At 61.6% G+C, this 25,963-nt stretch carries 25 protein-coding genes and 1 pseudogene; 14 read left to right on the top strand and 12 right to left on the bottom strand.

Annotated elements, in window-relative coordinates:
* Positions 1–146 precede the first annotated feature (146 nt).
* The 8 genes from J3T95_RS07865 to J3T95_RS07900 all read left to right on the top strand — a co-directional run bounded on the left by J3T95_RS07865 (position 147) and on the right by J3T95_RS07900 (position 8,440).
* Complete coding sequence (locus J3T95_RS07865) at positions 147–1,406, top strand: ABC transporter substrate-binding protein (RefSeq protein WP_267442743.1); 1,260 nt, start codon at positions 147–149, stop codon at positions 1,404–1,406.
* On the top strand, positions 1,403–2,329 hold the full coding sequence (locus J3T95_RS07870; protein ID WP_220236856.1) for a carbohydrate ABC transporter permease: 927 nt from the start codon (positions 1,403–1,405) through the stop codon (positions 2,327–2,329). Before J3T95_RS07865 ends, J3T95_RS07870 begins: the two co-directional genes overlap by 4 nt.
* A 1-nt stretch (position 2,330) precedes the next feature.
* Positions 2,331–3,275 carry a carbohydrate ABC transporter permease gene (locus tag J3T95_RS07875; protein ID WP_258561543.1) on the top strand — a complete coding sequence of 315 codons (945 nt, stop codon included), beginning with the start codon at positions 2,331–2,333 and terminating at the stop codon, positions 3,273–3,275.
* 19 nt (positions 3,276–3,294) lie between these two features.
* Positions 3,295–3,750, top strand: a complete 456-nt coding sequence (locus tag J3T95_RS07880) for a hypothetical protein (RefSeq protein ID WP_220236857.1) — start codon at positions 3,295–3,297, stop codon at positions 3,748–3,750.
* A 286-nt stretch (positions 3,751–4,036) separates the two neighbouring features.
* Positions 4,037–5,347 (top strand): ABC transporter substrate-binding protein, encoded by a 1,311-nt coding sequence (locus tag J3T95_RS07885; RefSeq protein WP_220236858.1) that lies wholly within the window; start codon positions 4,037–4,039, stop codon positions 5,345–5,347.
* A gap of 31 nt (positions 5,348–5,378) precedes the next feature.
* Positions 5,379–6,314 (top strand): carbohydrate ABC transporter permease, encoded by a 936-nt coding sequence (locus J3T95_RS07890; protein ID WP_024627639.1) that lies wholly within the window; start codon positions 5,379–5,381, stop codon positions 6,312–6,314.
* 20 nt (positions 6,315–6,334) lie between these two features.
* Positions 6,335–7,216 (top strand): carbohydrate ABC transporter permease, encoded by an 882-nt coding sequence (locus tag J3T95_RS07895; protein WP_220236859.1) that lies wholly within the window; start codon positions 6,335–6,337, stop codon positions 7,214–7,216.
* A gap of 99 nt (positions 7,217–7,315) precedes the next feature.
* On the top strand, positions 7,316–8,440 hold the full coding sequence (locus tag J3T95_RS07900; protein WP_267451052.1) for a glycoside hydrolase family 172 protein: 1,125 nt from the start codon (positions 7,316–7,318) through the stop codon (positions 8,438–8,440).
* Between the two features lie 23 nt (positions 8,441–8,463).
* Here J3T95_RS07900 and J3T95_RS07905 read toward each other — a convergent pair whose 3' ends face one another.
* A complete protein-coding gene (locus J3T95_RS07905) occupies positions 8,464–9,474 on the bottom strand; it encodes a LacI family DNA-binding transcriptional regulator (RefSeq protein WP_267451034.1) in 1,011 nt (336 codons plus the stop codon).
* Between the two features lie 4 nt (positions 9,475–9,478).
* Entirely contained in the window at positions 9,479–11,056 is a 1,578-nt protein-coding gene (cysS, locus tag J3T95_RS07910; protein WP_267451035.1) for a cysteine--tRNA ligase, read from the bottom strand.
* Between the two features lie 91 nt (positions 11,057–11,147).
* Here cysS and J3T95_RS07915 point away from each other — a divergent pair, with 91 nt between their 5' ends.
* Positions 11,148–11,873 carry a type 1 glutamine amidotransferase gene (locus J3T95_RS07915; protein ID WP_220236863.1) on the top strand — a complete coding sequence of 242 codons (726 nt, stop codon included), beginning with the start codon at positions 11,148–11,150 and terminating at the stop codon, positions 11,871–11,873.
* 2 nt (positions 11,874–11,875) lie between these two features.
* On the opposite strand, the gene J3T95_RS07920 is transcribed toward J3T95_RS07915, so the two are convergent.
* The 8 genes from J3T95_RS07920 to coaD form a co-directional block, all read right to left on the bottom strand.
* Positions 11,876–13,822 carry an ABC-F family ATP-binding cassette domain-containing protein gene (locus J3T95_RS07920; protein WP_267451036.1) on the bottom strand — a complete coding sequence of 649 codons (1,947 nt, stop codon included), beginning with the start codon at positions 13,820–13,822 and terminating at the stop codon, positions 11,876–11,878.
* 43 nt (positions 13,823–13,865) lie between these two features.
* On the bottom strand, positions 13,866–14,420 hold the full coding sequence (ilvN, locus tag J3T95_RS07925) for an acetolactate synthase small subunit (RefSeq protein WP_220236865.1): 555 nt from the start codon (positions 14,418–14,420) through the stop codon (positions 13,866–13,868).
* A 14-nt stretch (positions 14,421–14,434) separates the two neighbouring features.
* Positions 14,435–16,375 (bottom strand): acetolactate synthase large subunit, encoded by a 1,941-nt coding sequence (locus J3T95_RS07930; RefSeq protein WP_267451037.1) that lies wholly within the window; start codon positions 16,373–16,375, stop codon positions 14,435–14,437.
* Between the two features lie 217 nt (positions 16,376–16,592).
* Positions 16,593–17,354, bottom strand: a complete 762-nt coding sequence (gene rnc, locus J3T95_RS07935) for a ribonuclease III (RefSeq protein WP_267451053.1) — start codon at positions 17,352–17,354, stop codon at positions 16,593–16,595.
* A gap of 142 nt (positions 17,355–17,496) precedes the next feature.
* A complete protein-coding gene (rpmF, locus tag J3T95_RS07940; protein WP_220236867.1) occupies positions 17,497–17,691 on the bottom strand; it encodes a 50S ribosomal protein L32 in 195 nt (64 codons plus the stop codon).
* A 64-nt stretch (positions 17,692–17,755) separates the two neighbouring features.
* Positions 17,756–18,376, bottom strand: coding sequence for a YceD family protein (locus J3T95_RS07945; protein ID WP_267451038.1), 621 nt, complete (start codon positions 18,374–18,376; stop codon positions 17,756–17,758).
* A complete protein-coding gene (locus tag J3T95_RS07950) occupies positions 18,373–19,065 on the bottom strand; it encodes a cell division protein (protein ID WP_267451039.1) in 693 nt (230 codons plus the stop codon). Before J3T95_RS07950 ends, J3T95_RS07945 begins: the two co-directional genes overlap by 4 nt.
* A complete protein-coding gene (gene coaD / locus J3T95_RS07955) occupies positions 19,062–19,571 on the bottom strand; it encodes a pantetheine-phosphate adenylyltransferase (protein ID WP_267400600.1) in 510 nt (169 codons plus the stop codon). The genes J3T95_RS07950 and coaD overlap by 4 nt, the downstream gene beginning before the upstream one ends.
* A 62-nt stretch (positions 19,572–19,633) precedes the next feature.
* On the opposite strand from coaD, the gene J3T95_RS07960 reads away from it, so the two are divergent.
* On the top strand, positions 19,634–19,945 hold the full coding sequence (locus tag J3T95_RS07960) for a DUF3039 domain-containing protein (protein WP_024627652.1): 312 nt from the start codon (positions 19,634–19,636) through the stop codon (positions 19,943–19,945).
* Positions 19,946–19,970: 25 nt separating this feature from the next.
* On the opposite strand, the gene J3T95_RS07965 is transcribed toward J3T95_RS07960, so the two are convergent.
* Positions 19,971–20,990, bottom strand: coding sequence for an aldo/keto reductase (locus J3T95_RS07965; RefSeq protein ID WP_267451040.1), 1,020 nt, complete (start codon positions 20,988–20,990; stop codon positions 19,971–19,973).
* A complete protein-coding gene (locus J3T95_RS07970; protein WP_267451041.1) occupies positions 20,990–22,336 on the bottom strand; it encodes a nicotinate phosphoribosyltransferase in 1,347 nt (448 codons plus the stop codon). Before J3T95_RS07970 ends, J3T95_RS07965 begins: the two co-directional genes overlap by 1 nt.
* Before the next feature lie 102 nt (positions 22,337–22,438).
* On the opposite strand from J3T95_RS07970, the gene J3T95_RS07975 reads away from it, so the two are divergent.
* From J3T95_RS07975 to J3T95_RS07990, 4 genes and pseudogenes are all read left to right on the top strand, one after another.
* A complete protein-coding gene (locus J3T95_RS07975) occupies positions 22,439–23,077 on the top strand; it encodes a Pr6Pr family membrane protein (protein WP_220236873.1) in 639 nt (212 codons plus the stop codon).
* A gap of 66 nt (positions 23,078–23,143) precedes the next feature.
* Positions 23,144–23,908, top strand: a complete 765-nt coding sequence (gene rph, locus J3T95_RS07980; RefSeq protein ID WP_267444736.1) for a ribonuclease PH — start codon at positions 23,144–23,146, stop codon at positions 23,906–23,908.
* 35 nt (positions 23,909–23,943) lie between these two features.
* Complete coding sequence (gene rdgB / locus J3T95_RS07985) at positions 23,944–24,630, top strand: RdgB/HAM1 family non-canonical purine NTP pyrophosphatase (RefSeq protein ID WP_267451042.1); 687 nt, start codon at positions 23,944–23,946, stop codon at positions 24,628–24,630.
* Positions 24,631–24,878: 248 nt separating this feature from the next.
* Positions 24,879–25,963: pseudogene (locus tag J3T95_RS07990) on the top strand (hypothetical protein); the annotation flags it as partial.

Below are 25,963 nucleotides of genomic sequence, written 5' to 3' on the forward strand. Positions count from 1 at the left end.
CATCGATGTTTGATGCCCGGGGGCCGACGGGTTCTGAAGAAACGATGCAGGGTTGCCGGCATACGGGTGTGCCGGTCCCATCGAGAGGAGCAAGAGGGATTGTGAGTGTCTTCAAGGAAGAAAGACACGGGGGAGGTGGAACCCACATGCCCCTATTTGCGCGACGTTGGCTCAGGCTGTTGCTAAGCCTGGCAGCCATATGCGGCATGGTGGTCTCGACCGCAGGCTGTGGCGGCGGTGATCAATCCGCCAAGGAGATCTACTTCTGGAATGGTTTGACCGGCGATGACGGCCCGGCCATGCAGAAAATCATCAAGGCCTTCAATGCACAGAGCCCTGAGTACAAGGTGGTCTTCCAACCCATGAACGGCGGAGATTTGACCACCAAGATCTACAGCGTCATGCAGACCGGGAAGAACATCCCCGATCTGGTCATCAACGACTCGTTTTCTACTTCGGTTTTGCAGAGCCAGGGGCTGCTCAACCCCTCGTCGGTGTGGACCAAGTACCACCCGGAGCTCAAGGAATCGAACTTCCTGCCGCAGGCCTGGCGGAACACCGTCGTCAATGGCAAGTCCTACGGCATACCTCTGTACATGTTCCAGATGGCCATCTATTACAACAAGGATCTGATCCACAAGTACGGCCTGGACTATATCCTGGACGACCGGCTGGTCACCACCGATGAGATCGCCTCCATGAAGGGCAAGCTGCCCAAGGACGTCTACGGGCTCTGCCTGGGCAACCTGCCCTGGGCCATGATGTCCCTGCTCTACAGCACCGGTGGCAACATCAAGGATGGCGTCAAGGACATGACCGGTCCGGGCTGGCGCAAGCCGCTCAAGGCACTGCGCGACCTCAACGACCAGGGCATGCTCTCGCCCATCGACAGCGACGGTGAGCAGGTCTTCGCCTCTGGGCATGCGGTCTTTGGCATGCTGGGCACTTGGGCGCAGGGCAACATGTCCTCCACCCTGGGCAAGGACAAGGTTGGCGAGATCAACACCCTCCAGTACGGTACCGAGCACCCTTCCAACTTCCTGTACCAGCAGAACTGGCTCCAGCTCAAGGACAAGAATCGTCCCGAGGCCAAGGTCAAAGCGGCTGCCGACTTCGTGGACTTCGTCTACAAGCATTGGATGATGTGGTCGGACGTGGGATCCATATCGCCGGCCTACCGTGACCTGAACAACCCGGAATACCAGAAGCTCATTCAGGCCTCTTTCACCAACGACAAGCGTGAGCGGCAATGGATCAAGACATCCAATTACATATATGGCGGCTATGCCACAGCCGGGTGGGGATCCTTCATGGACATCGTCTATCGGAACATCTCACTGGAGGAAGGTCTGAAGACGCTTGATCTGATGACCCAGGGCCAGATTCAGATTCAGGAGCAATCATGAGCGCACACGGCACAACCGCAGTCACGGATGGACGGGTCAAGCGTCGTCCGCTGGGCCAGAAGTCCTTCTGGCATGCCTTCCCCTACATCGCCCCGCACATGGTGGTATTCGCCGTCTTCGGAGTCATCCCGATCTTCTTCGGCATCTACCTGGCCTTCACCAGGTGGAACCTGGTCGGTTCCCCAACCTGGGTCGGCCTGGACAACTTCAAGCTGATCTTCGACAAGTCCACCTACTTCTACTCCATCTTCTGGAGGGACATGTGGCACACGATCATCTTCGTGCTGATCAGCGTGCCCCTGACCATCGTCGTCCCCCTGTTGCTGGCCTGCGCCCTGCAGACCAAGCACCTGAAGGGAGTGGGGCTCTTCCAGGCCATCTTCTACGTGCCCGGGCTGATATCAGTGGCCGCAGGCGCTCTGGTCTGGCGGCTGGTCTTCAACTCCCAGTTCGGCCTGCTCAACACCACTTTCCGGTGGGACATCAACTGGCTGGGCAAGCAGCCCTGGGCCTGGATCGCCATCTTCGTCCTTAGCCTCTGGGGAGGCATCGGCGGCAACCTGATCATTTACCGGTCGGCCCTGTCCGGGGTAAGCCAGGATCTGTACGAGGCGGCCTCGGTGGACGGCGCCGGATCCATCCGGCAGTTCTTCAGCATCACCCTGCCAGCCATCAAGCTGCCGCTCTTCTATACGACCATCATGACCACGGGCGGCGCCTTCAACGTCTGGGGTCAGCCACAAATGCTGACCGGCGGCGGTCCTGCATACACTTCGCAGGTGCTGCTGATGGACATCAGGAACCTGGCCTTCCCGCAGGGGCCTTCGGCTGCTGGCATGGCCTCGGCAATGGCCCTGCTGCTGGGGATCATCCTCATGCTGATCTCCCTGGTGCAGATATTCTTCATGAACAAGGAGGACTGACGTGAGTTCGGCAACCCTTGATATGTCATCTCTGGGCAAGGGGCTCAAGGCTCCTGGCCCCAGCGCAACGGTTCCCGGCGGCGAGGACGTGCCCGAAAACCACCACAAAGTGTTCAAGCCTTCGCTGGTTGCCGTCTATGCGGTGCTGATCGTCTTGGCTGTAGTCTGGATCATTCCTGTGGTCTACACCATCACAACATCGTTCAAGTCGCCCCAGGAGTTCCTGAAGAACGCCTACAACTTCCTGCCCGCGCACTGGGTCACCGTCAACTATCTGACACTGCTGCAGGCCTCGGCCTCCTACCCTGTCTTCAACTGGCTGGGCAACTCGCTGATCATCTCGCTGTCGCACGGTATCCTGGCGGTCTGCGTGGTGGCCCTGGCTGGGTACGGCTACTCCCGCATCAACTTCAAGGGCAGGGACACGCTCTTCTTCGTCCTCCTGCTCATCTCGATGTTCCCGGGCGTGGTCAACATGATTCCCTCCTACCGCATCGTGGCCACCTTCGGCTGGATCAACTCATATTGGTCCTGCATCATCCCCGGCTTGGGGAACGTGGCCAACATCTTCCTGGTGCGCAACTTCATGAAGGGAATCCCCAAGGAGATCGACGAGGCCGCCGAGATTGACGGTGCCGGCGACTTCCGCATCTTCCGCAGCATCATGCTGCCCTCCATCCGCCCAATCCTGATCGTGATCTTCCTGTTCGCCTTCACTGGCGCCTGGAACGACTTCCTCTGGCCCACTCTGGTCTTCAATGACATCAAGAAGACCCCGGTCACGGCCGGCCTGCAGCTGCTGGGCAACCAGATGATGCAGTACAACCAGATGGGCACGCTTTGCGCGGCCACCTGCCTGGCCATCATCCCCACCCTGTTGCTCTTCGTGTTCGCCCAGCGCTACTTCCTGCAGTCGCTGAACATCACCTCGGGCCTCAAGGGCTGAATCAGGAAAGGCGGCAACAATGGCAAAGGAAAACCGCAGCGATCATCTGGCGAGCAAGGGCGTAGCTAGCAGAAGGACCGAGAAAATCATCCTCCTGGTGGCGGCAGCCATCAACGTGATCATGGCCTCGGTCACTATGTTCATCTACTCGCCCTGGTTCAAGGATGAGGGCTATGCCATCCTCGGCCGGGCCGGACGTCTGGCCGACGACATGGCCACAGTCAACGGCGCGGCCACCGTGGCCCAGTCCTACGGTTTTCTGCTGCTCATTCTTGGGGCGGTCTCCTTCATTGTGGCTCTGCGGGCCATGCGGCCCTCGACGATTATTCGGGGAGTGCAGTACTGGATGATCTTCTGCATGGTCTTTTCCTTGGCCACGGCAGATTGGCTTTCGCTGATCGCTTATGCCCTGGCCTTTGTCGCCTATGTGGCCAGGAACAAGACCATCCGCCGGATCTCGTCGGGTCGAAGGTGACCAGCCCCTGGGGCATGCGGCGCCCCTGATCGCTGCGCTTCCAATCCCTTCCCACTGTCCGCAGCCATCGGGCAATGGGAAGGGATTCTTGGTTTTGCGGCAGTCTTCTTCTGCGCGCCTGTTGACATGACCCATGGCCGGCTTCTATACTGAGTCGAAACGATTCGACATTTCGGGTGCATCGACGGAGATGGTCGGTACCCTGCAATCCGCCCGGAGTCGAAACCTTTCGACAAGTTGAATCGCAATAACTGGATGCAAGGATGCAAGGAAGTTAGGAGCCATCATGAAGATCAGAAGAGGGATCGGGGCGGCCTTGGCCCTGGCCATGTCGATCCTGCCGCTGGCGGCCTGCGGATCGGGAGGCGATGCTCCCCAGGAAGCCCATCCGTCCAGCATCAAGATCTGGTACTACGAGGAGCCCAGCAGCGGGCAGGCACGGGGCTGGCTGAAGGCTGCCGATATCTTTACCCGACAGACCGGCATCAAGGTGGACTTCGAGGTCAAGTCTTTCACTCAGATTGCCCAGAACGGCAGCCAGTTCCTCAACTCGGACGATGCCCCGGACGTCATGGAGTCCAATCGAGGCAACGGCTCGGCCGGGGTCCTGTCCACCCTGCAGCTGCTGACCGATCTGAAGCCCTATGTGCAGAAGTACGGCTGGGACAAGAAGGTGCGCGGCCAGGCGGCAGCAGTGGGCAAGTACGATAAGCGCGGCGTCATGGACGGGGATACCTGGTACGGGGTTTCCTCCTATGCGGAGATGCAGCGGGTCTACTACAACAAGGACCTTTTTGCCAAGTACAAGATCCCCATTCCGCGTACTTTCGACCAGTTCGTGGCTGCCCTCAAGGCCTTCAAGAGTCACGGGGTCACGCCCATAGCGGCCGATGCCCAGGAATACGGGGTGCTTTGGCTCTGGTGGCAGCTGGCCATGACCAAGGCCGATGCCCGCTTCGTCGACGACTGGCAGCTCTACAAGCATCCGGTCAACTGGCGCAGCAAGCCGCTGACCTTCGCCACCAACACCATCCGTGATTGGATCGACAAGGGATACATTTCCAAGAACGCCACCGGCATGAAGGCCGAGGACACGACCACGGCATTCATCAAGGGGACCTATCCCATCTACCAGACCGGCACCTGGAACCAGACCCGCTTCATGGAACAGGTGAAGGCCTTCGACTGGACGGCATCCATCTTCCCAGGGGCCAAGATGGTAGAAGGCTGCGCGGGCAACCTGCTGGTCATCCCGCAGAAATCCCGGCGTAAGGATGCTGCGGCCCGCTATATCAACGTGGTCCTGTCCAAGGAGGTTCAGAACTACATCGGCAACAAGGGCGGCGTGCCAGTGGCGGCCGATACGGACGCCATCACCAACCCCAAGAGCCGTGATCTGGTCGATGAATATACCAAAGCCTCGGACGCCAGCCGGATGAGCTATTATCCCGACTACCCTGCGCCCAACCTGACCGACGCCATGCCGGCCGCCTTCCAAGAGCTGGTCAACGGCACCAAGAGCCCCGACCAGGTTCTGGATACCCTGCATAAGAACTACGACGACGGCGTCGCCCAGCTCGATCTGGATGACGACTGAGCTGCGTCAATCCGCCAAGGAGAGTACAAGCATGTCTGACACACATAGCAGGAAGAAGGCGCAATCCCGCATCCCGGGCAGTGCGCCTTCGCGGTTCGTCCCTTATCTGATTCCCGGTCTGATAGGCATCGTGGCCATCGTCATCGTGCCCATCTTCTGGAACATCTACCTGAGCTTCACCCGCTGGAGGGGGGTGGGGCCGACAAAATGGGTGGGTCTGCGCAACTGGCGCCGCCTCATGGGCGACTCGACCTTCTGGGTCTCCTTCGGCCACACCCTCTGGATCATCGTGGCCATTGTCATCATTCCCACGGTCCTGGGCCTGCTGATCTCCTCGGCTCTGACCGACGTGATCCAGAAGAAGTTCGGCCCCCACACCTCCTCGACCCTGCGGGCACTCTACTACCTGCCCCAGGTTCTGCCTGTGGCCGTGGCCACCATCATCATGGGCTGGATCTTCCGGCCTGAAGACGGTGCGGTCAACGACCTGCTGACCAAGATCGGCCTGGGCGGCCTGGCCCACAACTGGCTGGGTTCGACCACAACGGCCCTGCCCATCCTCATGGTCATCCTGATCTGGATACAGCTGGGCTATCCCATCGTCATCTTCATGTCCGGACTGCAGCGGGTGGATCCCGAGCTCTACGAGGCGGCCAGCCTGGACGGGGCCAACTGGTGGCAGAAGTTCCGCGTCATCACCCTGCCCTCCATCATTCCTGAGCTGCTGGTGGTCATTCTCACCTCCACCATCGGCGCTCTGAAGACCTTCGCCCCGGTCTATCTGCTGACCAAGGGCGGGCCTGGCACCTCCACCATGGTTCCCTCCTACTACTCCTACAACCAGTTCTTCCAGGTGCAGCAGGTGGGCTACGGCGCCGCCATCTCGACATCCCTGACCGTGGTCATCGTCATCTTCTCCATCGTCTTCACCATCGTGCAGAAGCGCGTGCAAAAGAGCATCGCCTGAGGAAGGCTAGGAAGCACATCATGAATAATCAAGCCACACTGCAAGCCGACACCGGGGTGTCCGCCCGGCACGCCCATAGAATCCGCACCTGGGGGGACTGGGCCGGTCTGATCCTGCTGGTCGCCGGAGCCGTAATCATGCTCTTCCCCCTGCTGATTCTGGTCCTGAACGCCTTCAAGACCACGGCAGACTACAACGCCACGGGCCCCCTGTCCGTGCCCGCCCACTTCAGCATGGACGGCATCATCTCCTTCTGGAACAAGAGCAATTTCCCGCTCAAGCTGGGCAACTCCCTGCTGATCTCCCTGGTGGTTGCCGTGGTCGGAGTTCTGCTTTCGGTCCTCAACTCCTTCGCCTTGGGCATCGGCAGGGTCAAGGGCAACACGGTCATCCTCCTGTTCATCATGCTGGCCAACATGGTCCCCCAGGAGGCCCTGCTCTACCCGCTCTACGTCATGTTCAAATGGATGGGCTTCTATAACTCGCAGTGGTCCATCATCATCATCTTCACCATCATCCAGAGCGCCTACGGCACCTACCTGCTCTCCTCGGTCTACGGGACCTTCCCCCAGGCCATCCTGGAGGCAGCCACCGTCGACGGGGCCTCGCGCTGGCAGATCCTGAGCAGGATCGTCCTGCCGGTGTCCTGGTCGACCATCAGCGTCCTCTTCGTCTTCTTCTTCATCTGGACCTGGAATGAGTACATGATCCCCATGGCCTTCCTGATGAGCGAGAAGACGCAGACCATCCCGCTGGCCCTGGCGACCATGCAGGGGCAGCACACCATGGCTGCCACAGACCTGGCCTCCGCCTCCCTGCTCAGCATCATCCCCACCATCATCTTCTTCATCTTTTTCCAGAGGAAGCTCTCGCAGGGGATAGTAGCGGGCGCTGTCAAGTAATCGCTGTTGCACAAGTACACTGAACATGGCCGCCCGCCGCAAGAAGGCGGAGGAGGGGAGCGAGCGGCCCGAATATGAAAGGCAACCACAACCATGGGTATGACCATGCCGAACATCACCAACGGTCTTGAGGCGCTGACCCGCCCATCCACGGACCGCACCCGCTGCATCAACGCCGAGAACCCTCGGGGGGGCAAGGGCAGTGCAGCTATGACGGCCAGCAATCTCGGTCCATCCAGAAAGGGGACCCCTTGCCTCAAGAACATTCCTCCTGGGCAGGACATGGTTCTGGCCGACCTGTCCGGCGCAGGCGAAATCCGCCATATCTGGATGACTGTGACCGATGCCACCTCGCCCACCGGGCCCAACGTCCTGCGCAATCTGATCCTGGAATGCTACTGGGATGGCGAACAGACACCCTCCGTCTGCGTGCCTCTGGGCGACTTCTTCTGCTGCGGCCATGCCCAAGCCTGCAGGGTGGAGTCTGTGCCTGTGGCCGTCTACCCGCGCCAGGGTTTCAACTGCTACTGGCCCATGCCCTTCCACGACGGGGCCCGGATTGTCCTGTGCAACCGGCACAACGAACCCATTGAGGCCTTCTTCTACCAGATTGACTATGTGGAGAAGGACGAGCTGCCCGAGGAGGTCATGACCTTCCATGCCCAGTGGCGCCGTCAGCGGGTCACCGAACTGGGTCAGGACTACGTGATCCTGGATGGGGTGCATGGCCGGGGCTCCTACGTGGGCACTTATCTGGCTCTGACCGCTCTGGAGAGCCGCTGGTGGGGCGAAGGCGAGGTCAAGGTCTATCTGGACGGGGACAAGGACTATCCCACCTGGTGTTCCACGGGCAGCGAGGACTACTTCGGCGGTGCCTGGAGCTTTGCCGGGCAGGATCCGGATGGTCGCATGCGCGAGGTCACCTACAGCGGGGCCTATATGGGATTTCCCTTCCGCTCCAGGCAGTTGGACAACCGCGAATCCCAGTACTGGGATGCTGACACCCCGGTGACCAGGGGGTTCTACCGTTGGCACATTCCCGACCCCATCATTTTCAACAGTGACATCAGGGTGACTCTGCAACAGATAGGCGTGGATGAGCAGGGCTACTTCGAACGTCAGGACGACCTGGCCACCGTGGCCTATTGGTATCAGCAGGAGCCCCACCAGCCCTTCCCGCACAATGTGCTGGAGACGGGTGAGCGGGACCGCCGGCCCCGCTGAGCAGCTCTGGGGAACTCCTGCTTCTACCGGCTGATGGAGGCGCGGTCGATCAGCCTGGGGCGTTCCAGTTGGACTCGACCGGCCAGGGAAGCCCCCTCCTCCACAGCTTGGGTCAGCAGATCTGCAGCCTTGGCACATAGTGAACGGGGGGTAAGTGGCATCTCAGATATGCCCTGAAGCTCAAGAGTAGGGCTGACCTTGCCTGCGGCGCAGGACAGAACGGCCACGTCATCGGGAATGCTCACGCCGTCCGAGCGCATGCGGACCACCACGGTGTCCAGCAGGGAGGGGCGAATCTGTCCGATCAGGCCATCAATGCGGCCGTGATGGATGATGTCCAGCACCTGCTGGGTGTAGGCCAAATCGCTGCCGGTAGGTCCCGGCTGAAGCTGCAGATCCATTCCCAGGCGGCGGGCCCAGGTCTTGAGACTGCGTAGGAGGATGAGACGGAAACCGGACCCGCGCTGGTATTCGCCTTCGAGATCCTCCAAAAAGAGCAGGCGTTTGCGTCCCGCTCGGGCCATGGCTTCCACCGCCATGCGGCCCATCAGATCAAAATCCAAATCCACACAGGCGCAGGCTGTGTGCTGCCGAGGCACTCCCAGGGCCACGCAGGGGCGTCCGTATGAGGCGGCCTGGGCGGCGCGGATGTCATCGTCCACCAGATCCATCAGGACCACCCCGTCGGCCAGATTGCTACGGGTGACCCGCCGAATATCTTCGACGCCGTTTTCAGCGGTCAGCAGCAGGGAATCATAGCCGCGAGCGTGCTCGCAACTGGCCATCTCGATGAAGTAATCCGCGTAGGAGGCCCGGTTCTGCCCGGGGCGCAGGGGGGCACTGAGGGCGACGATCTGATTGCGCTTGGCCCGCAGCATCCGGGCGCCGGCATCCGCGGCGTAGTCCAGTTCGTCGGCGGCCTGCATGATCCGCTGGTAGGTTTCCGGAGAGACGGGACGTTTGCCGGAGAAGGCATAGGATACTGTGCTGACCGAGACCCCGGCCCTTCTGGCGACGTCGCGTATGTCGGACATGGGTTCAGCGGCTCAGGTCCCAAGTGCTGCCAGCTGGTGTGTCCGCCACGGCCACGCCGGCCGCTGTCAGCTGGCTCCGGATGGCATCAGCACGGGCGAAGTCATGATCCTTTCGCGCCTGTTCGCGTTCCTGCAACTGCTGGCCTACCAAGGCATCCAGGGTGTTCATGGCCCGATTGTCACGGTCGGCTGCAGCCTTGGCCCAGTGGGGGTCGAGTGGATCAAGTCCGAAGACGTCCAGCATGGCTCTGACCTGAAGCAGGGCATTGGCCAGCCACTTCCGGCCCAGCGTTTCAGAATTGGCATCCATCGCCGCGTTGGCTTGACGGATCAGTGCATAGAGGGCAGCCAGACCGCCTGAAACGTTGATGTCGTCATTCATGGCCTGCACAAAGTCCTCTGGCAGATCATCCGCGCTCAGTCCCGCCACGCGGGCACGCTCCGGCTGCGCTCCTAGGATCCGCCCGGCCCGGTCCACGAAGTTACGGATGCGCTCGTAGGCGCTTTCGGCCTCCTGCAGGGACTGGTCGGACCATTCCAGCATGGACCGGTACTGCACCGAGACCAAGGCGTAGCGCACCACCCAGGCTGGATGCTGCGACAGTACCTGGTCTACTGACAGCCCGTTGCCCAGGGACTTGCTCATCTTCTCGCCCTTCTGAGTCACCCAGGCCGTGTGCATCCATCGATGGGCGAACCCCCAGCCTGCCGCGTGCGACTGGGCCATCTCGTTCTCGTGATGGGGGAAGCGCAGGTCCAGGCCGCCTCCGTGGATGTCGAAATCCGCACCCAGATAACGGTGGCTCATGGCCGAGCACTCCAGATGCCAGCCCGGCCGACCTGTGCCGAAGGGGGTTTGCCAGCGAGCCGTGGGCGGATCAGTGGGCTTGGGCGCCTTCCAAAGTGCGAAGTCGCGGGGGTCGCGCTTGCCGGGTTCCTCATCGGTGTCGGCATTCTGACCATCGGTGTCGATGCTGGGCCCCAGTCGGTCGTTGGCGGCGGCCTGCTCGTCAGCGGGCTGGGTACCGGTCTGCTGGTGGGTCAGGGCACCATACTCAGGCCAAGAGGCCACGTCGAAGTAGACGTTGCCTGATGGGCGGCCGTGCTCGTCGGGCACCACATAGGCGTGGCCACGGTCGATGATGCGCTGAATCAGATCGATCATCTGGGGGATATGCCCGGTGGCCCTGGGCTCGTACGTGGGCGGCAGGACTCCCATGGTCTCGTAGGCATGAGTGAATTCGCGCTCGTAGATGTAAGCCCGCTCCCACCAGCGCTGGCCGTTGGCCGCTGCCTTGGTCAGGATTTTGTCGTCGATGTCAGTCACGTTCCGGATCAGGGTCACCCGGTACCCCAATTTGAGCAGCCAGCGGCGGATTATGTCGAAGGCCAGCGTGGTCCTGATATGGCCAATGTGGGGCGAGCTCTGCACCGTGGCCCCGCACACGTAGATGCCGACCTTGCCCGGTTCAATGGGTCTGAAGGGAGTCACCTGGTGATCAGCCGTGTCATACAGACGCAGACCAGCTGCGGCCAGGCTGACTGAATCCTTGCAATCATGCGGTTGCGAACTCGTATCCATATCCTTGAGCCTACCAAGGCTTGCTGACTGTCCAAGGGGAAATGCCGAGCCTGTGAACCCGGTCCGACGGCATGTGTGCAAGAATGGAATCATGGCGAAACCTAGGGTGCTGGTGCTTCAGCATGTGGATTGGGAAAAGCCGGGTTGCATTCTCGACAATCTTCAGGAGTGCGGGCTGGACACCGAGATCACCAATATCGTGGACGAGAAAAAGCCCGAGCTGCCGCGCTCGCGCGAGTTGGCAGGACTGGTTATCATGGGCGGGCCCATGTCGGCTGACGATTATGAGCATCACCCCGGACTCAAGGCGGAGACCAAGCTTGCCAAGGCGGCGATGGCTGCCAACAAGCCCATTCTGGGGATTTGCCTGGGTCATCAGATTCTGGCGCGGGCCCTGGGAAGCACCCTGATGAGGAACCAGGATCCGGAATACGGTATGGGCCCGATCCGCTGGGTGGGGCAGGACGACGACGTGGCCATGTGGAGCAAGAACACTGATGTGCTGCACTGGCATGCCGACCAGGTCACCCTGCCGCCGGGTGCCAAGCTCCTGGCCCGCTCCCAGGCAACCAAGGTTCAGGCTTTTCGGCTCGGATCAGCCTTGGGCCTGCAATTCCATCTGGAGGTGACGGCGCCCATCTTCGAGGAGTGGATGCAGGTGCCGAGCATGGTCGGCACGATGAAGAAGTCCAAGATCGCTAAAATGCGTGACGATTTTATGAAAGGGTTGCCACAGATGCAACCCTTGGCCGACGCAATCTTCTCTGCCTTTGCGGCCAAGTGCTCGACCCAGGCCGCTCAGCTGGCTGCCGCCTGAGGCTACTCCAGCTCTTCCCCGATGGTCAGCCACTCCTCCTCAAGCTGGTCCGACTGCCCGGTCAGATCCTTGAGTTTGCTGTTGAGTTCGTTGAGGCCCTGGTAGTCGCCGGGGTCGTGTTCAGCCATCTGCCGTTCAAGGTCCTTGCGCCGATCGGCCAGCTTGGCCAGCTTGCGTTCGATGGCAGAGGCCTGCTTGCTCAGATTTCGTCTGGCGACACGTTCGGCCTTGGCCTGATCGGGATCCTCGGCCTCCTTGGCCGATGTCCGGCCCGGTGCATCCGCAGCTTCCCGATCGGCCGACTCAACCATATCCAGGTAGTCCTGGACGCCGCCGGGCAGGTGAACCACCTTGCCGTTGATCAGCGCAAACTGCTGGTCGGTCACTCGCTCCAGCAGGTAGCGGTCGTGGGAGACCACGATCAGGGTGCCCGGCCATGAGTCCAGCATGTCTTCCATGACGGCCAGCATGTCGGTATCCAGATCGTTGCCAGGCTCGTCCATGACCAGCACGTTGGGCTCGTCCAGCAGGATGAGCAGGAGCTGCATGCGGCGCTTCTGCCCGCCAGACAGGTCGCCGATCCTGGTCATCAGCTGGGAGCTTTCAAAGCCCAAGCGCTCCATCAATTGGCTGGGTGACACCTCCTTGCCCTCCACCAGATAGGTAGGCTTGTAGCGGCTGAGGACCTCCTTGATCCGATAGCGGTCCAGTTTCTCCAGTTCGCCCAGACGTTGGGTCAGCACTGCAAAGCGGACAGTCTTGCCTACCTTGACGTGCCCCGCCGTGGGAGCCACGCTGCCGTCAATCAGACCCAGCAGAGTGGACTTGCCGGCTCCGTTGGCGCCTACGATGCCGAACCGGTCGCCGGGGCCGATCAGCCAGGTCACGTCGTCCAGGACCTTGTGACCGCTGATGGTGAGGGTGTCGGCCGCTGCGGTGCCCGGGCGGTCCTTGCCGGGATCGGCGGCCACGGTCACTGATCCCATCAGAGGGCGCTGGGCATGAGGGGAGGGGACCCTGTCATCCTTGCCTCCTTCGATATCGGAGTCGGCCTCTGGATAGATCTTGGTCACGTCGACCAGGTCCACCACCTGTTTGCCCAAGCGGGAGGTGGCCATCCGCTTGAGTTCCAGGCTGTTGCGCATGGGCGGCACGTCGGCAATCAGCTCCTGGGCGGCCTTGACGTGGAACTTCTGCTTGGTCGAACGGGCCCGGGCGCCCCGGGTCAGCCAGGCCAGTTCCTTGCGGGCCAGGTTGCGGCGCTTGGTCTCGGCCAGATCAGCCCGGCGTTCGCGTTCCACCCGTTGAAGCATGTAAGCGCTGTAGCCGCCCTCGAAGGGGTCGATGGTTCCGTCGTGCACCTCCCACATGGAGGTGCAGACCTCGTCCAGGAACCAGCGGTCGTGGGTGACCAGCAGGAGGGCTCCGGAATTCTTGGCCCAGCGGTTCTTCAGATGCTCGGCCAGCCAGTGGATGGTGAGCAGGTCCAGATGATTGGTCGGCTCATCCAGGGCCAGGATGTCCCAATCCCGAAGCAGCAGCCGGGCCAAGTCCACCCTGCGGCGCTGACCGCCGGACAATGTGCCTACCTTGGCTTCCAGCTCCATGCCGCCCAGAAGGGATTCGACGATTTCGCGCGATCTGGGATCGGCAGCCCACTCGTAGTCTTGCCGATCCTCCAAGGCCGCCCTGCGGACCGTGTCCTCGTCCTTCAGGGGATCGCGCTGGTCCAGCATGCCGAAGGTGAGACCATTGCGCATGGTCACCCGTCCCTGATCGGGTTCCTGGGTGCCCTTCAGAAGGTGCAGCAGGGTGGACTTCCCGTCGCCGTTTCGGCCCACGATGCCGATCCGGTCCCCCTCGAAGATGCCCTGGGTCACATCCGTGAAGATGGTTTTTGTGGCAAAGGACAGGGCGACGTGTTCCAAACCGAGATCATAGATGGGCATGATTCACCAATCTACTGCCTGCCTTGGATGGGAGCCCTGAGGATCAGCGGTCGGTGATCTGTGAGCCCAGCACCCTCTCGCTCAGCGCCCGAGGGCCTCGCGTGACGGCTACAGCGCCCGACCGGACCAGCTCGATGATGCCGAAGGGCCGCAGCAGACGCAGCAGGGCCTCCAGTTTGCCTTCGGCCCCAGTGGCCTCGATGGTCAGTGACTCGGGGTGCACGTCGACAACACGCACGCGGAAGAGTTTGACGATCTCCAGCACATCGGAGCGGTTGCGTTCGTTGGCTTTGACCTTGATCATGACCAGCTCGCGCTCCACGGCCTCGTCGCCCTTGAGCTCGACGATCTTGAGCACGTGCAGCAGCTTGTTGAGCTGTTTGATGATCTGCTCCAGGGGGACGGCCTCCACGTCTGCAGTGACCGTGATCCGAGAGATGTCGCCCCGCTCGGTGGACGAGACGGACAGGGAGTTGATGTTGAAGGCGCGCCGGGCGAACAGGCCGGCCACCCTGGCCAGGACGCCGGGGCGGTTCTCAACCAGGACGGAAAGGGTGTGCCGCTCGGAGCCGGGCTTGGATGCTGGATAATTGGCCATGTGGTGCCCCTTTCCTACTTGTTCATGCGACCGGCGGCATCGTTGGCCATGGCTGCCCGGTCGGCTCCGGTCTGCTGGTGCGGCTCGGGCTGCTCCTGTTCCGGACGGATGCCGGCCAGGGGCTGCACGCCCGGCTTGTAGATGATGGTGTCGTTGGAGGCGCCTGCCGGGACCATGGGCCATACCATGGCATCCTTCCAGACGCGGAAGTCGATCAGGACCGGCCGGTCGGTCACTGCGTTGGCCTTATCAATGGCTTCCAGGGCCTGCTCCTGGGTAAAGGCCCGCAGTCCCAGGCAGCCATAGGCCTCGGCCAGCTTGACGAAGTCGGGGATGCCGTTGCCGTCTGTGGGCTTGTCGCCGCCGTCCTCCAAGTCGGTCTGGGAGTAGTGGCTGCCATAGAAGAGGGTCTGCCACTGACGGACCATGCCGTAGACCGAGTTGTTGAGTATGGCGATGCGGATGGGCAGTCCCGCCTGCTGAGCTGTGGCCAGCTCCTCGGAGGTCATCTGGAAGGAGCCGTCCCCGTCAACCAGCCAGACAGGCCGTGGATCCTCCTGTTCCCTGGTACCAATGGCTGTGCCGATGGCGGCGGGCAGACCGTAGCCCATGGTCCCCAGTCCGCAGGAGGAGACCCAGGAGCGGGTGCGTTCGAAGTCGATGAACTGGCTGGCCCACATCTGGTGTTGACCTACGCCGGATACCCAGATGGTATTCGGATCGGCCTTGTTGCTCAGGGTCTGGACCACCCACTGGGGAGCCAGCGTGCCGTCCGGGCTGGGCTCAAAGGTGGTGGGATAGTCGTGCCGCCAGCCGTCGATCAGCCGCCACCAGGGCTTGAGGTCGGGCTTGCCCCAAGTGCGCTGGGCCGCTTTGAGCGCCGGAATCAAATCGTCCAGCACCTGGCCCACGTCCCCGACGATGGGTACGTCTGCCTGCCGGTTCTTCCCGATTTCGGCCGGGTCGATGTCGATGTGGATAACCCTGGCCACTGGGGCGAAGTCCTCCAGGCTGCCGGTCACCCGGTCGTCGAAGCGTGTGCCCACGGCCACCAGCAGGTCGGAGTGTTGGATGGCTCCGTTGGCGGCCACCGTGCCGTGCATGCCGGGCATTCCCAGAACGGCTGGATCGGAGTCGGGCACGATGCCTCGTGCTGGCAGGGTGGTGACCATGGGGGCACCGGTAGCTCGAACGAGTTCCTGGATCTGTCGGCGAGCGTCTGATCGGACTGCGCCGCCGCCCACATAGAGGACTGGTCTGTGCGACTGGACCAGGAGTCGGGCGGCATCATCCAGGACGTGCCCGTGCGCCCGCGTCACCGGGTTGTAGCCGGGCAGAATCATCTCCTGGGGCCAGGAGTAGAGCATTTTGCCGTTCTGGGCCGTCTTGCTCAGGTCCACTACTACAGGGCCGGGCCTTCCCGAGCGGGCGATGTGGTAGGCCTCGGTCATGACCCGGGGAATGTCCTGGGCTTTGGTCACCAGATAGGAGTGTTTGGCCACCGGGTAGGTGATGCCCACGATGTCGGCCTCCTGAAAGGCATCGGTGCCAATGGAGTCCACACCCACCTGGCCGGTCACCACTACCAGGGGCACCGAGTCCATCATGGCATCGGCTATGGGGGTGACCATGTTTGTGGCCCCGGGGCCCGAGGTCACCAGACAGACCCCCACCTTGCCCGTGGAGACGGCATAGCCCTCGGCTGCGTGCCCGGCGGCCTGCTCGTGGCGGGTCAGCGTGAAGTTGAAACGCACCTGCTCGTCGATGGCGTCGTAGGTGGGCAGGATGGCCCCTCCTGGAACGCCGAAGACCTGCGTGACCCCTAGATCCTCCAGGGACCGAATCAGCGCCTGAGCTCCCGTCATGGGCTCGCCCTGGGCGGGAACATCCTTGTCGTCGGGGCCCCAGTTCCTGGGTACCGAACTGAATGCTTGCAGAGGTGTCGGCAGACTCATGTTTCCTCTCGACCTCCAGACTGCGCGCCGACCTGCGGCCGTGCATGTCGAAATATGAACCTGTCGGAGCGTCGGCGGTGTGGGCGGACGAATCCCGATCAGGAGGAGGCGCCTATGCCGTTCGTGACGGCATGCCTCCAGGTTATCCCCATAGTCTAAACAGGGGTCTGGTCGGGGCGTTGGCGCAGTACCGCATGCCGGAATTTCGGATGGATCCTCAGGAGGGTTGCTCGGCGCGCAGGGTCGCAAGCAGATCCCGGTCGTCCAGCCGCTTCCACCCCTGGGCGGCAGCAGCCAGCTGTGCCTTCCGCTTGCTGCTGGCCTGGCCCTTGCCGATCACGGTCCCGCCGTCCTCCAGGCGCAGCTCGGCGGTGAAAACCTGGGCGTATTCCGGTCCGGAGACCGCCATGGCGTACCGCGGTTCGCCCAAGCCCAGCTTGTGGGCCTTGACGGTGATCGAGGTCTTCCAATCCAGAGCCGGCCCTTCGGTGGCTACCTCGGCCAAGGTGTCGTCAAGAAGGGTATGGACGGTGGTCCTGGCCCCCTTGATGCCGTGCTCCACAAAGACCGATCCGATCAACGATTCGACGGTGTCGCAGAGTATGGAGTCCTTGTCGGCCCCGCCGTTTTCGCTCTCGCCCCTGCCCAGAAGAATATACTGCCCAAGGTGCAGCTTCTCCCGGGCGATGGCCGACAGGGCCTCCTCGGAGACCGCCTTGGCCCGCATCTTGGCCAGCTGGCCCTCGGTCATGTCCGGGTGAACCTTGTATAGGGTCTCCGTGGCTACCAGTTCCAGAACCGCGTCGCCCAAGAACTCCAACCGTTCATTGTTGGGCATGCCCGGGTGCTCATGGGCGAAGGAACGATGGGTCAGGGCGTGCACCAGCAGCTCCGGGCTGATCCTGCCGCCCAGGGCCTGGAAGAGCTCCTCAGCAGCCTGGTTGCCGGAATCCTCTTGCTCCTGTTCCTCCTGCCGCATGTGGTCTTCCTGATCCTTCCTGGAGCGCCCTGTCTGCATGGCCCCTTCTCGCTTTCTCGGACTTGCCGTCTGATGATATGGAAAAACCCCGCCACCCGTCGATGGCCGGGGTTCTCTCATTGCGTGCCGATCGTCGATTGGCTCACTTGCTGAACTGCGGACGAATGGCGTCGCGGTAGACGCGCCCGCGGTACATGCCGCAGCTGGGGCATGCCATGTGCGGCAGCGCAGGAGCTCCGCAATTGGGGCAGGTCACCGTAGCGGCGGCCTGGGTCTTCCAGTTGGCGCGCCGTGAATGGGTGTTGGCGCGCGAAGTCTTGTATTTTGGCAGTGCCATATTGTCCTCTGTTTCGATCGAATACTTCGAGCTTAAGCGTAGAGCAGTCTATCGCAACCTCCGGTCATTCGCCAGCTTGGCCGTCGCTGCCGGGGTTCTCCTCCTGCTCAAGACGCTGCTTCAGCCCCTCCAGGGCCGCCCAGCGGTCGTCCATCATCTGGTGGTGGTGGTCAGGGTGGTCATTAAGATCCATGCCACACTGGGGGCACAGGCCTCGGCAGTCGGGTCGGCATAGGGGCTGCAGGGGCAGGGCCTCCACCAGGGCGTCACGCAGCAGGGCTTCCAGATCCATAAAGGCGCCCGCGCCGGCCAGGGGATAGGTCTGGCCGCTGGCCTCCTCCTGTTCGGCCAGGATCTCCTCCTTGCCATGGGTCGGCTCCGGTTCGGGTTCCTTGTAAGGGTAGAAGACCACCGGATCGTCCTGGATGCTGGTGTCCACAGGCCTCAGGCAGCGAGTGCATTCGGTCTTCAGCGGTACGCTGATGTGGGCCTGCAACAAGAGTCCATCCACCAAGGAGTCGATGTCACCCTCCACATGCACGGGTGTTCCTGCCGGTATACCCACTACCTGGTCGCCGATGCCCTCCGGGGCTGGAAAATCGCGGTTCACTCGGGTGCTCTGCCCTGCCCGCATCGACACCTGGGCCACTGAAACCGCCCAGGGGGAATCCTCCGGTCTGCTCATCCCTGCGTCTCCTTTCCCCGGTCCGAGACCGACGCGTTCATGCTACGCGCTGCCTCCTGCTCACGCTGGTGGAGAACCTCCAGGCCGGCACGCACATCCTGACTCATCTTGCCCAGCTGGGTGTCGAGCTCGCCCATGACCTGGGCGGCATACCCATCGGCCCCCTGGACCAGACGGTCTGCCTGGGCCTGGGCCGTGTCGATGATGGTCTGGGCCTTCTGCCGGGCTATGGCCACCACATTCTCCTGACCAGCCAGGAAGCGGGCCTGCTCGCCAGCCTCCTTGACGATGTCTGCAGCTCGACTCTGGGCGTCGGATACGGTGGCGTTGGCCTGGGTCTGTGCCGTGTTCAGCCGGCGTTCCGCCTCCCTCATGAGCGCCGAGGCCCGCTCCAGCTGCACTGGCAGCATCTTCTTGAGCTCGTTGAGATCGTCGGCCAGCTCGTCTCGGTCTACCTTGACCAGTCCCGGACTGAAAATGGGGGCCTTGGCCTCATCCAGCACGGCCTGGATCCGATCGATGATGTCATAGACGGTGGTGAATTCCGATCGGGGGTTCCCGCTCTCGCTTCGATCCTCCTGCAGGTCGGGCAGGTCCTTCATGTCGACTGCGGACCTGGGAGCGCTCGCTCTGGTCGAGTCGTCGATAGGCTCCTCATCGTCCCTCTCCTGGGTCTGCTCGTTCATCATTGACTCTTTTCCGTGTGCGGTGTGTCCCTGTGCAAGGTGTCTATCAGTGCATCCACGACGCTGTCAGGGACCATGCCGGTGATGTCCCCTCCATGTCTGGCCACGTCCTTGACGATGGTGCTGGAGATGTGCTCCCTTACCGGATCTGCTGGCAGGAAGAGCGTTTCCACCCCGGACAGCTTGCGATTGACCAGGGCCATGCCCAGCTCGGCCTCATAGTCCCCGTTCTGTCTCAGTCCCTTGACGATGACCGAGGCCCCCACCTTCCGGCAGTAGTCGGTGATCAGGCCATCGGTAGAGGCTACGGTGATGTTCGGGTATCCGTCCTCGTCCAGGGCCCGGCGGATCATGGCCACCCGCTTCTGTTCGCTAAACATGGGGGTCTTGGCGGCATTGACGGCCACGACCACGTGGACCGTCTCGAAGAAGCAAGCGCAACGTTCGATCACATCCATGTGGCCGGAGGTGACCGGATCATATGAGCCAGGGCATACAGCGATAGTCATGATTCTCAGCGTAGCGCGTCATAGGGAGCGAACGTGTAGCTCGCCGCCGTACCATGGATATCATGACTGCAAGCAAGAGCATTCGCATGGAGGATCCGGAGCGGGAGCAGAACCCCGACCAGGGCACTGGCACGGCCGTTCTGGACCGTCCGGACACCGAGACCGCCGAAAAGACCCGCCTGAACGACCAGGGCGATGCCGACCGGTTCGCCCACTACGTCTCCCGTGAGCGCATCGCCGAGTCCAAGCTGACCGGCCGGCCTGTCGTGGCCCTCTGCGGCAAGGTCTGGGTGCCCAAGCATGACCCCTCCCAGTACCCGGTCTGTCCGGACTGCAAGCGTATTTATGAACAGATGACCGGCGGCAGCCACTGAGGACTACTGAGCGGCACAGGCTGCTTCAGGACTGCCTGTCCAAGGCGATCCGGTCGATCAGGTCTAGCTCCTCCTGGCTGAAGTCGGCGGACTCGACAGCCTTGAGATTGTCCATGATCTGCTCGGGCTTGGAGGCGCCGATGAGCACCGAGGTGACAGCCGGGTCCCTGAGCAGCCAGGCTAGAGCCATCTCTGCCAGACTCTGGCCGCGTTGACGGGCCAGGCCGTTCAGGTTCTGGATCTGCTTCAGCCGCTGAGGGGTCAGGGCGGACTCCTTGAGGAAGCGGCCGTCGGCCCGAATACGGCTGTCCTCGGGAATCCCCTGCAGGTAGCGGTCGGTCAGCAGCCCCTGGGCCAGCGGGCTGAAGGCGATCAGTCCCTTCTTCTCGTTCATTGTCGTCTGTTTGAGGCCGTTGCCTTCGATGGTTCTGTCCAAGATGGAATAGCGGTTTTGGTTGATGATGAAGGGGACGTGCATCTCGGTCAGGATGGCCGAGGCCCGTGCCATGGTCGGCCCGTCGTAGTTGGACAGTCCAAGGTAGAGGGCCTTGCCGCTGGTGACCGCCTGAGCCAGGGCGCCCATGGTCTCTTCTAGGGGCGTGTCCGGGTCGGGGCGGTGGTGGTAGAAGATGTCCACATAGTCAAGTCCCAGCCGTTTCAGGCTCTGGTCCAGCCCGGACAGCAGATGCTTGCGTGAGCCGAGGTTCCCGTAAGGGCCAGGCCACATTTCATAACCGGCCTTGGTGGAGATGACCAGCTCCTGGCGATGGTGGCTGAAGCATTTCTGCAGGATGATTCCCATGTTGCGCTCGGCGGCGCCCGGTCCAGGCCCGTAATTGTCAGCCAGGTCGAAGTGGGTGATGCCGTGGTCGAAGGCCGTCGTGCATAGTCCCTGCATACGGTCCAGGGGCGTGGTGTCGCCGAAGTTGTGCCAGCAGCCCAGGCAAATGGGTGGCAATTTCAGACCGCTGTCTCCGCAGCGCCGGTAGGTTGTGGAATCATATCGGCTTGAGTCGGGCTGATGGTTTTCGGATTGCGCGCCCATCAGATGCTCCTGACCAGAGTGGGCAGGACAGGCTCGCCCTTCATCAGGCTCAGGGCGTTGATGGGCAGCTCCTCAAGGGCCTTGGCCCGGTGCTCACGGGCGTCCAGGACGGCTTGCCCCCCCTGGTGCCCTGGCATGCTCTGGCCATGGTCCACGTAGGTGACCAGCAGATCTCGCCAGTCCTGATCAGGCGTATAGGCCGACAAAGCCTGTTCGGCGCCCGAGATGACGTGCTCAGCGTCGGCCACCCCGTTGTGGTAGGAGCGGTAGGCCAGCTTGCGCCCCGGCACCGAGGCCTTGCCCACCGACTTCTTGGCCACGGCCTGCATGACTCCGTCGGAGTTCTCGCGCTCGGTCAGCTTGTAGACCATGGCGCAGGTGGGGGCCCCCGAACCGGTGACCAGCATGGTGCCCACCCCGTAGGAGTCCACTGGAGCGTTCTGCAGGGAGGCGATGGCGTACTCGTCCAGATCGTTGGTGACGGTGATGGTGGCCTTGGTGGCTCCCAGGGAGTCCAGCTGGGCGCGGACCTGCTGGGCCAGCGAGCCCAGGTCTCCAGAGTCGATGCGGACCCCGCCCAGCTCTGGCCCGGCCACCTCGACGGCTGTCCTGACGGCCTCCTCGATGGAGTAGGTGTCGGTCAGCAGGGTGGTTCCCTTGCCCAAGGCCTGAATTTGCCCTTGGAAGGCCTCGCGTTCATTGTCATGAAGGAGGGTGAATGAGTGGGCTGCGGTTCCGATGGCCTTAAAGCCATATCGCTTGGCCGCCAGCAGGTTTGATGTCCCCTGGAATCCGCCGACTATGGCCGCTCTGGCCGCTGCCACGGCTGCATATTCGTTGGCACGGCGCGCGCCCATATCCATGCAGGGCCGGCCCTTGGCTGCGGTGACCATGCGGGAGGCCGCCGAGGCCACAGCCGAGTCGTAGTTGAGTATGGACAGGATCAGCGTCTCCAGGAGGGTGCACTCGCCGAAACTGCCTTCGACCTGCAGAATAGGGGAGTCGGGGAAGAATATCTCGCCCTCCCGATAGCCGCGGATGGTTCCGGTGAAGCGGAAGTGCTCCAGCCAGTCGATGGTGGTCTGGCTGACGATGCGACGGTCGGACAGGAAGCGAAGTTCATCCTCGCTGGGGTGGAAATCCGCCAGCGCGTCCAGAATCCGCCCAGTGCCTGCCACCACTCCGTAGCGGCGCCCTGCTGGCAGGTGTCTGGTATAGACCTCGAAGACGGATTGGCGTCCGGCCGTACCATCCTGCAAGGCTGCATCCAGCATGGTGTATTCGTACATATCGGTCATCAGAGCCGTAGAGGTTCCGGTGCCCTTGCTATTGTTTTCAGCGTTCATGCGTTCCCCTTTGTGGGTGAAAAAGCACTTGGTTGGCACCCAGTCTAATCCTCCGGCCACCTGGCTCGCCCTGCCCTCCCAAGGTGGGCTAAGCTGGTCCGCATGAGATTCGTCGTGGGCATCTACCGATTGCTGATCGCCTTTTTCTGCCTGGGCGGCACCTACGAGGCCTGGCTGCTGGGGATCGGCAACAAGTGGGTCTACTTTACCTTCCAGACCAATATCGCCCTAGGTCTGGTCATGCTCTGGGCCGGAGCGGCCACCCTGCTCAAGGGCGTCCAGCCTCCCGCCTGGCTTAAAGGCTGCCTGACGCTCTACATCGTTATCACCGGGCTGGTGGCCATCCTGGTTCTGGGGCTGAACAGCACGGACTACAAGCTGGTCCTGGGCATCCGGACCACATGGATGATTCACGTCATCAGCCCCATCCTGGCATCGGTGGACTTCCTCTTGTTCGACCCTCATCGTCGTTTCCATTGGCACAATGTGCTGACCTGGCTGATCTATTTCCCCTTCTATGTGGCTTTTGTGCTGATCAGGGCCGCCATCTGGCCTCATTCGGGACCGCAGCCGGGCGGTAATCCCTACCCCTATGCCTTCTTGGACCTCGGACACTTGGGATGGGCCCAGCTGTTGGTCAACCTGGCTGAGTACCTGGTCGTTTTCTTCGCCCTGTCGCTGGTCATCTTCCTGATTGATCGCATCCTGCCGGCCAAGACACCGCTGACCATTGATCGGTAGACGGCTGACGGAATAATAGGGACCAGACCAGGGGAGCCTGGGCGGAACAGGAAAGGATCATCACTGATGGTTGCTATCAAGGACATGCTCCAGGAAGGTGCCGTGTTGCGGCCTGACGGCAGGGCGGCTGATGAATTGCGACCGGTCGTCATCACCCGGCATTGGACGGATGCCCCCGAGGGATCGGTGCTGATTGAGTGCGGCAAGACCCGGGTCATGTGCACGGCCTCCTTCACGCCGACGCTGCCCCGTTGGCGCAAGGACTCCGGACTGGGCTGGGTCACGGCCGAGTACGCCATGCTTCCCAGAGCCACCAGCGACAGGACTGCACGGGAATCGGTCCGCGGAAAGGTCGGTGGACGCACCCAGGAGATCAGCCGGCTGATAGGGCGTTGTCTGCGCGGCGTAGTGGACATGAAGGCCTTGGGCGAAAACCAGATCCAGCTTGACTGCGACGTGCTCCAGGCCGACGGCGGCACCCGTACGGCCTCCGTCACCGGCGCCTACGTGGCCATGGTCGATGCCCTTCGATGGGCCCAGGACCATCATCACATCCGCAGCGCCGACAAGGTGACCAAGGATTGCGTCTCGGCCGTCTCGGTGGGCATCATCGATGGCAACCCCATGCTTGATCTTCCCTATCTGGAGGACAGCCGGGCCATGACCGATATGAACGTGTCGATGACCGGCTCCGGCGATTTCATAGAGATACAGGGAACGGCGGAGCATCGCCCCTTCAGCCGTCAGGAGCTCGGCCTCTTGCTGGACCTGGCATCCAAGGGGAACAGGGAGCTTCAGGCCGCTCAGCACGAGGCTCTGGCATCTGACTGACGCTTAGGGCAGGTATTTCAGCGAGGAGAATCTGTATGGGGCAGGCCAGAAAAGTGGTTGTGGCCACGCACAACGAGGGCAAAATGCGTGAGCTTCGTAGTATACTCAACGGTTTCCTGCCCCATGAGGGGCAGAGGATCGAGCTGGTTTCGGCCGGCCAGTTGGGCCTGCCCGATCCGGTAGAGACCGGCACCACTTTTCAGCAGAATGCTCTCATCAAGGCTGGGCGGGCCGCTCGGGAATCCGGTCTGCCCGCGCTGGCGGACGACTCGGGGCTGGTCGTTGATGTGATGGGCGCTGCCCCGGGAATCCTTTCGGCAAGGTGGAGCGGCCGCCACGGCGACGACCAAGCCAACTTGGAGCTCTTGCTGAACCAGCTGAACGACATTCCTGACGGTCACAGGGGAGGGCGGTTTGTCTGCGCTGCCGCCCTAGTCGTTCCTGATGTGCCAGGGTACGCCGTCCGTGGGTCTCAGGTGACCAGGACCGGGGAGATGCCCGGAAGCATCATCCGCCAGGCACGAGGGGAAAACGGGTTTGGCTACGATCCGATCTTCGTGCCCTGTGACCAGCCTCGGCGCGCCAGGGACCAGGAGCCTCTGACCTCGGCGGAAATGACCTCGGATGAAAAGAACGCCATTTCGCACAGGGGCAAGGCCTTGGCGGCCATCATGCCGATTCTCGTCAGCTGGGTGCTGGGCGACGGCCGCGTTAGAGGCTGATAAATCCTTATAGATTCCATACGGTGAACGGTCGCGAAGCATCGATGATCATGCCCTGAATGCCGGTTGTGCTTGAAGCTGGTAAAGTAAACGCGAAGGTGCGATTCTTTTATCTCTGTGATAGAGTCGGCGGTATTAAGGGAAAGACTAAGAGCAAAGTTGATCTGTTCTAGCACATGACTCTATCGGGATTTGGGGGTTTCGTATTGAAGCGATTGCAAGAACGGAACAATAGGGGATCACTGCGTGTGAGTCGTTCGGTCATCGCTGTTCTGGTGACCCTTCTGGCGGCGCTGGCCATGGTTGTTCCGCTTGGGCTGAGCGCCTTGTCGGCCGGTCAGGCGAATGCCGTCGACGGGCAGGACGGGACGGCCAGCAGGAAGCCGCTGCTTTACAAGATGCTGGCTTACAACCAAAGGATTGATTCCAACATTGATGAGCTGCGCATGGACTTCATCCTGCGCGTGAAGCACAACGAGTTCGACCCTTCCTGCGCCAATGCTACCGGTGGTAGCGATACCAACGGCTCCTGTAATCTATCTTTCGTGTATCAGTTCTATAACGGCGGATACAGTCCGAATTATTACCGTCGAGTAAAGTATTTGAACACCATAGTCTCAGATTCATCCTCAGATCAGCCCTGGTCTGGGGCCTATAATTGGGCCAAGAATCAGGATCAGTTCTTCACTGTCCATAAGATCATAAACTCCGGTCTATATGACTATTTGACCATATCCATTGAGGGCGATATGAACCTTCCGGATAGTGGCGGCTCGTCAGACTATAAAACAGGCGGTGTCGACCAGTCTTTGAACGTCTTCGCGGTCGTTGGTCAACAGCAGGATGCACTGTCTTGTTCCAATACCGGTAGCGGTAGTTTGTGGGGCTGGGGTAGTAGCGACTGTGACAGTTTTAACCCTGACACGATGATCAACGCCCCGGATCGAACATCTAATATCACTGCAGCTTTGATGGCGGAGGGCAGGGGTTTCAAGAAGTATATGGAAAACTGCCTGGGCAGTGGAGCTGATCTTCAGTGCAGCGGGCCGTGGTCTTGGGTTGGCTGGGATCAGCACCCAATGCTTTATAGTGGGGGTCAGTCGAATTGGGGCATGGTGACTGATTATGGTTTTCCTGCTGATAACACCAATAGCCCCAGTATCAGTGGCACTGCTCCGGGAACAGCCCCGTCCCGGTCTTTCTTCGTGTACTGGCTGAATGTTCGTGGCGGCTCTGATGTATGTTCGCAGACGAATTCGTATTATTACCAGTGGGTGGCTTTGAAGGATGGCCAGTGGGTGCCTGTTGATGAGCTGACTCCTGAGCCGGTTCT

Origin of the sequence: Bifidobacterium sp. B4079 (assembly GCF_026537385.1) — a bacterium.
In the GTDB taxonomy this organism is placed as follows: Bacteria; Actinomycetota; Actinomycetes; order Actinomycetales; family Bifidobacteriaceae; genus Bombiscardovia; species Bombiscardovia asteroides_I.